The organism is Paenibacillus sp. PsM32, assembly GCF_030433815.1.
GTDB lineage: Bacteria > Bacillota > Bacilli > Paenibacillales > Paenibacillaceae > Saccharibacillus > Saccharibacillus kyungheensis.
Window position 1 is genome coordinate 419,372 of the sequence record NZ_JARUWY010000001.1, and the last position, 11,928, is coordinate 431,299.

At 40.8% G+C, this 11,928-nt stretch carries 7 protein-coding genes; 1 reads left to right on the top strand and 6 read right to left on the bottom strand.

The genetic code is table 11. The annotated features are described in order from the left end of the window. Positions 1-185 precede the first annotated feature (185 nt). Positions 186-3,977 (bottom strand): DNA polymerase III subunit alpha, encoded by a 3,792-nt coding sequence (locus QCD85_RS02010; RefSeq protein WP_301261489.1) that lies wholly within the window; start codon positions 3,975-3,977, stop codon positions 186-188. 232 nt (positions 3,978-4,209) lie between these two features. Here QCD85_RS02010 and QCD85_RS02015 point away from each other — a divergent pair, with 232 nt between their 5' ends. Beyond that, positions 4,210-6,162 carry a methyl-accepting chemotaxis protein gene (locus QCD85_RS02015; protein WP_301261490.1) on the top strand — a complete coding sequence of 651 codons (1,953 nt, stop codon included), beginning with the start codon at positions 4,210-4,212 and terminating at the stop codon, positions 6,160-6,162. Between the two features lie 273 nt (positions 6,163-6,435). Here the strand turns inward: QCD85_RS02015 and QCD85_RS02020 are convergent, their stop codons facing one another. The 5 genes from QCD85_RS02020 to yfkAB form a co-directional block, all read right to left on the bottom strand. Next, positions 6,436-7,773: a DRTGG domain-containing protein gene (locus tag QCD85_RS02020; protein WP_301261491.1), complete on the bottom strand. Its 1,338-nt coding sequence runs from the start codon at positions 7,771-7,773 to the stop codon at positions 6,436-6,438. Positions 7,774-8,000: 227 nt separating this feature from the next. Next, positions 8,001-8,348, bottom strand: a complete 348-nt coding sequence (locus tag QCD85_RS02025) for a YlbF family regulator (RefSeq protein WP_204824841.1) — start codon at positions 8,346-8,348, stop codon at positions 8,001-8,003. A gap of 132 nt (positions 8,349-8,480) precedes the next feature. Then, the gene (locus tag QCD85_RS02030; RefSeq protein ID WP_301261492.1) at positions 8,481-9,167 is read right to left on the bottom strand and encodes an HAD family hydrolase; all 687 of its coding nucleotides are present in this window, start codon (positions 9,165-9,167) and stop codon (positions 8,481-8,483) included. Between the two features lie 96 nt (positions 9,168-9,263). Next, positions 9,264-10,652, bottom strand: coding sequence for a hemolysin family protein (locus tag QCD85_RS02035; protein ID WP_274170488.1), 1,389 nt, complete (start codon positions 10,650-10,652; stop codon positions 9,264-9,266). 63 nt (positions 10,653-10,715) lie between these two features. Then, entirely contained in the window at positions 10,716-11,849 is a 1,134-nt protein-coding gene (gene yfkAB / locus QCD85_RS02040; RefSeq protein ID WP_301261493.1) for a radical SAM/CxCxxxxC motif protein YfkAB, read from the bottom strand. Between the last annotated feature and the right edge of the window lie 79 nt (positions 11,850-11,928).

Sequence of the window (11,928 nt, forward strand, 5' to 3'; positions counted from 1 at the left end):
TATCATATATTATTCACTTATACCGAGCTAATTGGACTTAAAATGTTCACAAAATAATTGCAGTGCTTTAAGCCCACATAATGGGATAATGATAACATACCACACTTTTTTACCGCAACAAAGATAAGTGAAGATAAATTGGCACATTGACGGGTTGACAATCAATGTGCGCTAGCTTTTTAGACTTATTTGACTTTAACGGTTCCTTCGCCTAACATCTGCTCCATTTCCTGGAAAAGCTCTGGTGAAGGCTTAATACTATAGGTTTCACTGAGATCGAATAACTTTTGCGTTTCCTCGTAAAATAGTAATGTACCTACAGGCCCAGCATGACTTGCCAGCAGTTGTTTTAGTGCCGCTAATTTATCTGCTTGTTGAGATTCTTTAGTAATTTTGATAAATACACGTTGTTTCGATACCGGTTCAGGATTCCGGTCGGTATGAGGAGCATCGTTTACCACACTTGCTACACCACCACCACCGGATGAAGCAGGCGCTGTCTCCTGATGATCAGCGGCTACCTTTTGGGCAGACGTTGTACTTTTGGTATAAGGCTTAGAAGCCGAACTGGATGTTGATTTGTTAGCTTGCTTGGTCTGACTGGTAGCTTTATTTTTAGCGATATGCATCCGTTGACGAGCTCTAGTCGCTAACTCGCGGGCAGATCCTTCGTTAAGAGTAGCTACTTCTTCTGCTAACAATTTGAATCCGTCCTCTTCTTTTTGCAATTTACCACGTACGCTGAGCAGTAATCCTTTATCTACAAGTGTACTGCTTTTGCGCCATACTTCCGGGAAAAGAACCACTTCACACCGTTCAATCTGATCTTCTAGTTCCATAAAAGCCATCGATTTACCTTGCTTGGTCGTAATCATTTTGAGCGATACGACCATACCAGCTACCGCTACTATGCTCTCATCTTCACCTTCATGTAGATTCATTAATCGAGATAATCCAGTATCTTCAATTACCTGTTCATAATCATCTAATGGATGACCAGATAGATACAGCCCTAACAATTCACGTTCAAATTCAAGCTGTTCGCCCGTTGTATAAGGCGCTACATCAGGATAAGAAACTTCCCAGTTATGAGTCTCTACAAATCCCAGATCGGCAAACATTTCGATCTGCAATTCTTCACGTTCTTTGCGCCATTTCGCCGCTTCTTTGATCGTATCATCGAGCATTGTAAGCAACTGTGCACGATGTCCGGGAAGACTATCAAAAGCTCCTGCTTGAATCAACGACTCGATGACCCGTTTATTACAAGCTTTGGGATCGACACGACGGCAAAAGTCGATCAAGCTGTCGTAAGGACGATCTTGACGTTCTTTGATAATGCTATTGATCGCTTGTGTACCGACATTTTTGACAGCACCGAGACCGAAGCGAATATTACCTGTAATAGAAGGCGTAGAAGATTTGGACGTTTCAGATGGTTCAGTCACTGGTGGCTGTTCGCTATCTGACTCCGATGCTTTGGCTAACAACTGCTGTTCTAACTCCTGTTGCATCGCTACGGTTACCGGTGTAAATGTAACTCCACTCGTATTCACGTCAGGTGGTAATACATCAATCCCAATACGACGACACTCCAGTACATACTCGGCAACTTTGCGATGCGTTCCCATGACTGCTGTTAACATCGAAGCGATAAATTGCACAGGGTAATGTGCTTTAAGATAAGCGGTCTGGAACGCAAGCACACCATATGCCGCCGCATGTGCTCTTGGGAATCCATAATCTGCAAATCGTACGATCATATCGTATACTACATTGGCTTCTTCTTCGGTATAAGACTGTTCTATACTTCCTTTAACAAAATGTACCCGTTCTTCATCTAGAATCTCACGCTTTTTCTTGGAGACTGCGCGACGTAACAAATCGGCTTCAGCCAGTGTAAAACCAGCCATCTGAGAAGCAATCTGCATAATCTGTTCCTGATATACGATAATGCCATACGTATCGCTTAGAATAGGCTCCAAATCAGGATGCGGATATTCTGGAATCGTGCGACCATGCTTGGATTCGATATATTTAGGAATAAAGTCCATTGGACCCGGACGATACAAAGCAACGACCGAGACAATATCTTCAAAAGCGGTCGGTTTGAGATCGCGTAACACCCGTCTTACTCCCGGTGATTCCATCTGGAATACGCCCATTGCATCACCTTGACTGAGCATCTCATATGTCTGTGGATCATTATCTTCAATCTGCGCAAAATCAACCGGATGCCCTTCTTGTTCTTCGATCCATGTCATACAGCGTTCCATAATCGATAACGTACGCAGACCCAAAAAGTCCATTTTGAGCATACCTATTGATTCCAAGCTTTCCATCGGATATTGAGTCAACACAGCAATCTCGCTACCTTCTTGAATCGGAACAATATCAGTTAACACTCCACTTGAAATCACAACGCCTGCGGCATGAGTAGAAGCATGACGTGGCATACCTTCTACTTTGAGCGCGGTATCAATCATTTCACGAACAGATGCAGACTTTTCATACCGATCACGTAATTCAGGTACTTGATCTAATGCTTTGCTGATCGTCATTCCTACTTGCGCCGGAATTAACTTGGCAGCTTTGTCTGTATCAGCATAAGGAACATTCAGTGCTCGTCCTACATCTCGTACGGCTGCACGCGCAGCTAATGTACCAAATGTGATGATCTGAGCAACATGATCTCTTCCATATTTGGAAACAACATATTCGATCACTTCATCACGACGTAGATCACTAAAATCGATATCAATATCAGGCATCGTGATCCGCTCTGGATTGAGAAAACGCTCGAATAACAGCTTATATTTGATCGGATCGACATTGGTAATTTCCAGTACATACGCAACCAGACTACCTGCTGAAGATCCCCGTCCCGGGCCTGTGACGATACCTTGAGAATGGGCATATTTCATAAAGTCCCATACAATCAAGAAATAATCTGCAAATCCCATACTGCCTATCACTTTCAATTCATAACTTAATCGTTCTTCAATCGTCTGACGTTCTTGAGGATCATTCCAGTACATCGTATCTTGATAACGTTGCTCCAAGCCTGTACGACATAATTGTTCCAGATAACGTTCCGGTGATAGCTCATCAGGAATCGGATAATACGAAGGCAATAACGACTCGCCAAAAGTCAGCTCCAATTCACAACGATCGGCGATCACTGTTGTATTGGTAATCGCTTCAGGAACATGACGGAATAAGGATTCCATCTGCTGACTGTCTTTTAGATACAACTGATTGGTTGGAATCCGAAAACGACCTTCATCATCCATCGTTTTACCTGTACCAATACAGATTAAGACATCTTGCGTTTTGGCATCTTCTTCCGTTAAGTAATGCACATCATTCGTAGCTACCAGTGGAATATGAAGTTCTCTGGCAAGATCGATTAATAACGGCATGACTTTTTTCTGTTCTGGAATATGATGGTCTTGCAATTCTATATAGAAATCTTCACCGAAAATCGCTTGATAACGAAGAGCGGCTTCTCGGGCTTGTTCAGGTTGTTCGTGTAATAGATGTTGCGGGATCTCTCCTCCAAGACAAGCACTCAGACAAATAATACCTTCGTGATACTGTTGTAACATTTCAGCATCTACACGAGGCTTGTAATGGAATCCTTCTAAATGTCCAATCGAACTCAGCTTCATCAAATTGCGATAACCGATTTCATTTTTGGCTAACAATAATAAATGGTGAATCGGTTGATCTTTGCGTGCTGCCTTTTCTTTGCGTGATCCAGCCGTATAATACACTTCGCAACCGATAATCGGCTTAATGCCATGTTGCTTACATGCTTTATAAAATGGAATAGCTCCGTACATTACACCATGATCGGTGAGAGCTAGTGCTGTCATGCCTGATTCTGCGGCTTGGCTGACAAGATCCTTTATGCGCGCAGCCCCGTCCAGTAGACTGTATTCGCTATGCACATGCAGGTGAACAAATGGGGTCATACGCTTCCCTACTTTCGTCAAAATTATTCATTTTTGAAGCTTGTTTTGATATCTATTCATTACTTCTTATTTTATCATACTCGTCAATAAATCTTGCATTTCTTCTTTATCTCATAGGAATATTACACCTATTTCGACATATGGTGACAAAATTTCTAAACTTATCTGAAAAACTGCCGATAAACGTATCAATGTCAACTTTAATTGATTTCATTCATCGGGGGAAATAATAATGAAAAAACAACTGATTATGATTATGTCATTGATCGCACTTATTCCGTTACTGGTCTACGGGACATTCAGTTTGATCACCACAAGCAATAAAATAGAAAAAGATGCTTACAGTATGAACGAACAGAATGTTAATCTGGTGCTTCAAAAAACAACAGCTTTAATCAATTCTGAATTTGAGATGTTGCAACAATTATCTGAAAATCCAGAGATCAAAGAGTATACACCTACTCAATTAGCAAAAGTTAAAAATTTATTAGTATCTGTCGGTAAATTACACCCTGAAATTCAATCGATTATCTTCACAGCTACCGATGGTCAACAAATTGCTAAAAGTTCTGATGGCGATTTGAGCAATACCAGTGATCGTGATTATTTCAAACAGTTAATAGCTACCCAAAAACAAGTTGTCTCTGATATTTTGGTTAGTAAATCTACAGGTAAAAAGATCGTTACTGTTGTTTACCCTGTATTTGATACAAACAACACACTCAGTGGTATGGTTCAAGTCACATTGCCTTTAGATAGCATGAGCACCTATGCCAAAGAATTTTCTACAAACGGTCAGACAGCTTATATCGCAGACCGCACAGGAACAATTCTTGCTCACCCTGATCCGAATTCATTAGATAAAGATATCGAAGACACCTCTTCTTTCCAAAATGCTTCTCAAGGCACTCCAGGCACACTAACTTATGGTGAAAAATCAGACCGCGTATTAGTCTCTTATGCCAAAGATCCTTTAACGGGATGGAGCATATTTAGTGAAAAACCATATAATTTGATTATGGCAGATTCAAATATACTATTCCGCAACAGTATTATTATTCTGGTGATTTCTCTTATTCTTGCAATTATCGCTGGTTACATCTTCTCTACTCGCCTCACCAAGCCTATTATGCAACTTGTAAAAGTTACCGAAGCGGTAGCGAAGGGCGATCTAACGTCTACATGGGATATCAAGTCCAAACATGAAATTGGCGCTTTATCTACAGCACTAGCTACTATGACTAACAGCTTGCGTGAAATGGTATCGCATTTGAAAGATACGTCGCTTCATCTTGCTTCTTCTTCTGAACAATTAACAGCAAGTGCTGGTGAGACTTCTAACGCTTCTCAACATATCGCATTATCTATTCAAGAAATGGCAGAAGGTTCAGATCGTCAATCGGAATATGTAAATCATACATCGTCGACTGTCAATCAAATGGCTACAGGGATTCAAGGAATTGCTAGTAGCGCTCATGAAGTAGCTTCCAAAGCGGTTATGGCTTCTGAAAAAGTAAATGAAGGCGATACAGCGCTCAAAGCAGCAGATAGTGAAATCAGTAAATTGAAATTCATTTTCGGAGAACTGTCCGGTTCGGTTCATAGTCTAAATAATCATTCAGAGACGATTGGACAGATTGTGAATGTAATTGCCCAGATCGCTAAACAAACCAATCTATTGTCCCTTAATGCAGGTATTGAAGCGGCTCGCGCCGGCGAACATGGTAAAGGATTTAGTGTAGTAGCTAAAGAAATTCGTAATTTAGCTGATGAAGCTTCTTCTTCTGCTAATCAGATCAGCGCTTTGATCGATAGTATTCAATCTGAGATTCATACTGTTGTAGATCGTACAGAAGCCGGTTCTCAAGAAGTCTTGCAAAGTATTTCGGCTGTACACACAGCGGAACAATCATTCGGTCTGATTCGCCAGTACGTACAAGAAGTGACTTTCAATATTCAAAGTGTATCCGATGCTTCGTCTACTCTTTCTAAAGGTACAGAGCAAGTGATCCGTTCGGTTCATCAAATGTCTGAGATTACTAATACTTCAGTAGGTGAGATTGAATCGGTATCTGCTGCTACTGAACAACAATTAGCGACAATGGAAGAAATCGCAGCTTCTTCTGCTGTATTGTCTGATGTTGCTCAAGAGTTAAAAGGCATGGTTGAGAAATTCCAGGTTTGATGATTGGTTGATGTAATAGAATTAGGATTGATGAATGAATTAGAAATTATGTAAAAAAAGAAGCGCTACAGGTGAGTTGATCTGTAGTGCTTCTTTTTATTGAATAGGGATGGGGATTGTGTTACCAGGCGCTGGATGTAAGATATTTTGCTTTGCAAAAATCACTTTTTATTGAAGTTGGGCGCGCTTATATTGCCAAGCGCTGGATGTAAGATATTTTGCTTTGCAAAAATCACTTTTTTATTTTATATGTCGCGCTTATATTGCCAAGCGCTAGTGGTCAATGGATTGTAGGGTTAGGATGCATTTGGCTACAGGGAGTTCGTCGTAGGACATTTGAATTTCTAGCTTGCATGTACGGCGACTGGATTCTAAGATGATCGGGCGAATGACTACTGCATCTTCAATCTGGATCGGACGTAGAAAATAAGTGCTCATATTGTCCAATACATAATCGCATCCGCTTAATAATTTGGCTGTACGTGTAGCGGCTTGAATCATGACTGTGGTCAACACACCTTCTGAAATGGTACCCAAATCGGTCGCCATCTGCGGGGTGATAAATCCATGAAATACGATTCCACCGTCTTCATCTTTTTCTTCAGCAAATCCATTCCAAATCAAATGATCAAATGTCTCCCCTGTACCTGCATTGGGCTGTTGCTGTGCATCTCTCATCGCTTGCAATACTTCGTGACGGGTTACGGTGCTGATCAATTTCCGATTACGATCTACAATCGGTAAAAAGTCGACCCCTTCCCACATCATCGTCTGTGCTGCTGAAGCAAGCGAAGTCTGTAGAGTAGCTGTAATCGGGCGGCGAATCAATACTTTTTCAATCGGTTGTTCGGGTGTTAATTCTTCGATCTCTTTTCGTCCTACAATACCGATCACCCGGTTCCATTCGTCTACAACAGCTAATCGAACATATCCTGTTTTGTCTGTCATTTCACGAAAATCTTGAGCTGTGCTAGACGCTTTAAGTACTTCTGGCTTTGGCTTACCTGCAATAATATCTTCGACCAGCATAATTTTCTTTTTGATCATCCGATCAAAGATAGCGCGGTTGATCATCGATGCCACTGTAAATGTATCGTGACGGGATAAAATAATAGGCAAATCACATTCATCTGCTAATGCTTTCACTTCTGCACTTGTGCCGAACCCTCCGGTAATCAAAACGGCTGCGCCATGTTCCAGTGCAAGCGAATGAGCATCTTCACGGTTACCGACAATCAATAAGCTTCCTGCTTCTACATAACGCATCATCGCTTCCACTTTCATCGCACCGATCGCATATTTAACAAGTGTTTTATTAAGACCGCCACTTCCGCCAAATACTTGACCTCCGACAATCTCAGCCACATCCGCAAAGGTAAGTTGCTCAGAGATACCACGCGGTTTCTTTTCTACACGAATCGTACCTATACGTTCACGCGTCACTACAATACCCATATTTTCAGCTTCTTTAACTGCTCGATAAGCCGTTCCTTCGCTCACTCCCATATGTTTGGCTAGTTTGCGAACTGAAATTTTGCTACCGACTTGTAGCTTTTCAATATGTTGTAATAACTGCTCATGCTTTGTAATCGTCTCATCCTGTTCTTCCAACTGTAACACCACCGTTCTTGATCTGTATCACTCTTATTTGATTATAGCACAAAAACAAGCGCCTCCAACCATAGATATCTGGCTAGAGGCGCTTGTGATGGCGCTATTTTGATATATTCTTTTGAAAGTAAGTTATCTCTCTCAAATCATATATACTTTAAATTTGTAATAATTATCAACCTGTTATAATTTGATAACCACCATGTATTAAAACAGATATTAACGAATTACGCGTTCTCGCCACCGTATAGATCGCTCAAACTTTCTGTAATAATTTTGTTGATATCTTCAATAATTACACTTAGACGTTGCTCTGCATCGAACAAGCGACGGATATTCAAGTTCAAGTTTAACACTTCAAATACTTTTTCCATTTGTTCCATTTCTTCTGGATTCGGCATATCTCCAGACATCATACGTTGTTGAACTTCCATTTGACGCGTACGGAAATCATCTAACATACGTTTGCTTTCTGGATCATTTTCAATCAGCTTCATTGCTGCTGTAATGTCTTCTACTTCTTTACTTTCGCGGATCGATTTCGATAGTTCGTTAGCTTTGTCATAAATATTCATTATTGTATCCCTGCTTTCTTTGATATCATTTTTATATTGTACCCAATCATTGGCGATTTGAACTTTTACTAGAGTAACTGATTTGTTAGCAGAAGTAAAATTAGACGAATCAAGCTTAGTGAATCCTAGTTATTATTCTGCTTGATCATACAATGTAATCAATTGATCAAAAGAAGTAATAATCACGTCTGAACCTTCTAACTCGGACGTATCTCCAAAGTCTGCATAATTACAGCCAATCACGACCTGACCGTTCTTTTTCCCTGCTTCTACGTCTGAAGAACGGTCTCCCACCATCCATGCTTCGGTTATATGATGATTGGTTAGCAGTAATTGGACTAGATCGACTTTGGAAGCGGTATTGTATTCTCCTGCACTATACACACCCTCCATTAAAGGAGACAATTGATGAACTTCAGCCGCTCCTTTGACGTACCCTTCCAGACCATTACTTGCTACAAATAGACGTACACCTTGATCATGCAGATATTGCAATGTTTCGTTGACCTGTGGATACATCGCAGAGATTCCTGCTGCCATTTCATTTAGTTGTAGTTGCAATAACAGTTCATTTGCTCTTGCGACTGTAGGAGCACCTGCACCTGGAATCACACGTGCCCAGATATCTTCAAGCAACATGCCAAGACAGCTCAAAATGATCTCTTCCGGTGGTGTTTCCCCGTCATACAGACCTTCTTGCTTTAACATTTCAAACGTTTTGTGATAGGCAGGAATCAGTACGGTCTCGGTCTGAAAAAGAGTACCATCCATATCAAACATCATCGCTTGAGGCTTGCGTAACTTCGGTTGTTCATTCATTTCTGCGTAACTCCTATCTATGTATGATGGGCAGCATCACACTGCCCTTAAATCATGACGTACTGTATAGGTTATTCTGCATTAATATACAACTTTTTAATCGGAATCGTTTTCATCTTCTTCATCATCTGTAATCTCAGGAACAGGGTAGATACGCACACGCATAATACGTAAACGCTCGGCTTCTGCCACTTCAAAAGTTACTCCATCAATTTCTACTTTACCGCCTGTTTCGGGAACACCTTCAAGCTCTTTAAACATCCATCCACCGATTGAATCGACTTCATCATCATCGATCTCAACACCGCTTAGTTCATTTACATCTTCAATCAACATTCGTCCATCGACCGAGATTGTATCTCCATCTCGCTCCATATCAGGGCGTTCATCTTCAAATTCGTCATATAATTCACCGACGATTTCTTCCAGAATTTCTTCCGCTGTTAATATTCCGGCTGTTCCACCATATTCATCGACAACCAGTGTTAACTGAGAATGGTTTTTTTGCATCATTTGTAATACATGACTAATTTCCATAGACTCAGGTACATTCAAAATAGGTCGTGCCAACGCAACCAGATCATACGGTTGGTTCACAGGCGATAATAATACATCTGTAATATGAACAAAACCGATAATACGGTCTTTATCTTCTACGGCTACAGGGTAACGTGAATGTTTGGTTTCATTGATAATCGCCAAATTTTCTTCTTTGGAAAAGTTCGTATACAAACAAGTCATATCTGTACGTGGCAACATGACTTCGCGTGCAAGTAAATCAGAGAACTCGAAAATATTGTTCATCAGTTCCATTTCGCCTTCATCAATCACACCGCTTTTGGCACTTTGATTCATCAAAATTCGAATTTCTTCTTCCGAGTGAGCGGCTTCTGCTTCATTGGCAGGCTCTATACCTACAGCACGTAACACAGCGTTCGCAGCTGCATTTAACACCCAGATAAACGGGAAGAATACACGATAAAAGAATAATAATGGTGCTGATAGCCATAACGATACTCCTTCTGTACGCTGAATAGCGAGCGACTTCGGAGCCAATTCACCGATAACAATATGTAGAAATGTAATTACAGCAAAACCGATAATGACAGAAATTGTGGTCACTAATGGAGATTCACCGAACCCTAATTTATACATAATTGGTTCGACAAGTAATTCCGAGATCGCAGGCTCACCAATCCAACCGAGTCCAAGAGATGCCAGCGTAATCCCGAATTGGGTAGCTGATAAGTAAGCATCCAGCTTCTTGTTGACCTTAAGCGCGTATCCTGCAAGCTTGTTGCCTTCACTCTCTAATTGTGTTAAGCGAGAATGACGTACTTTCACAAGTGAAAATTCAGCAGCTACAAAAAAGCCGTTTAAAAATACGAGCAGTAAAACCAAAGCCAAATTCAATACTAAAGTTCCTATCTCAAACTCCGAATGGCCCAACCAGAACGCCCCATTTCTTCCATAGTTAATCAGCATTCTGCGTTATGCTGTTGTCATCTTTTTATGTCTGCAATCTGATAACGCAAAATGCTTATTGATTTACAAAATAGCTTTACGTGATTTGAAATCTGTATTTTTGTAATACATGTCTGCTACGAGCAAATTCGGTCCACAGCAAGCCGCCGCATCACAATGGCAATTCACTGTTTGATTCAGTGGATGATTGTTGGTCCATTCGCTAAATACATCATCAAGCTGGCTATGAGACACATTGCCAAACGCTGGAATAGCCGCAAAATCTGTAACAAATACATCCCCTGTAAACATATTAACGTTGACCCGATTACGTCCATCTGGATCATTACGAACAGTTACATTACGCTCACGATGCAGACGGTTAATCAACTTGCGATCTTCAGCATCAGAGTTACAAGCGAAGAATGGCAATGTTCCAAATAACATCCACATCTCTTGATCTCGATGATCTAACAAATCATGAATCGCTGTACGGAACTCAGCTAGTGAGACTACAGGCAAATTCGCTGCAAAATCGGCTGCATACATCGGGTGTACTTCATGACGTCTACAACCCATTTCTTTGATCAATCGATGAATCTCAGGTAATTTGTGATGGGTACGATAATTAATCATCGTTTCCGCCGAAATAAACATGCCTGCTTTGCTCAAAAGTTGAGAGTTTTCAATCATTTTATCGTACATTTTGACAGCGACTTCACGAGGAACAGGATGTCCACTGTTCGCAAAACCCACTTCATGAAAATCATCTACAGATGTATAGTTAAATGAAATATGCATCACATCTAAGTACGGTAATAATTTCTCATAACGCCCGATATCTAATGTTAAATTAGAATTAATCTGTGAACGAATACCACGCTCACGCGCATATTTAAGCAAAGGAACGATGACTTCATCCACCGTTTTTTTGCGGAAAGTCGGTTCACCACCGGTAATACTGATTGTCTGAAGATGTTCCACTTCATCTAATCGCTTCAACATCAAAGGCAAAGGAATCATATCCGGTTCACGCATCACCAGTGAATCTCCAACTGCACAATGCTCACAGCGCATATTGCATAGATTGGTAACTGTCATCTCCACGCTGGTTAGCGTATTGCGTCCAAATTTGCGAAGTGATAGCAAAGGGTCCCACGGATCGTAACTTGGGGATAACTCTTTAAGAGGCCATTCACTTCTTTGTATTACTGTCATTTGCTTTCACCTTATTTCATGTATTAACCTTAAATCATGTATTGCATAACGTTCTTTGACTCATTAAATATGCAAAATA

Coding starts and splice junctions, on each gene's coding strand:
- QCD85_RS02010 (WP_301261489.1), bottom strand. CDS start 3,977: ATGACCCCATTTGTTCACCTGCATGTGCATAGCGAATACAGTCTACTG.
- QCD85_RS02015 (WP_301261490.1), top strand. CDS start 4,210: ATGAAAAAACAACTGATTATGATTATGTCATTGATCGCACTTATTCCG.
- QCD85_RS02025 (WP_204824841.1), bottom strand. CDS start 8,348: ATGAATATTTATGACAAAGCTAACGAACTATCGAAATCGATCCGCGAA.
- QCD85_RS02030 (WP_301261492.1), bottom strand. CDS start 9,167: ATGAATGAACAACCGAAGTTACGCAAGCCTCAAGCGATGATGTTTGAT.
- QCD85_RS02035 (WP_274170488.1), bottom strand. CDS start 10,652: ATGCTGATTAACTATGGAAGAAATGGGGCGTTCTGGTTGGGCCATTCG.
- yfkAB (WP_301261493.1), bottom strand. CDS start 11,849: ATGACAGTAATACAAAGAAGTGAATGGCCTCTTAAAGAGTTATCCCCA.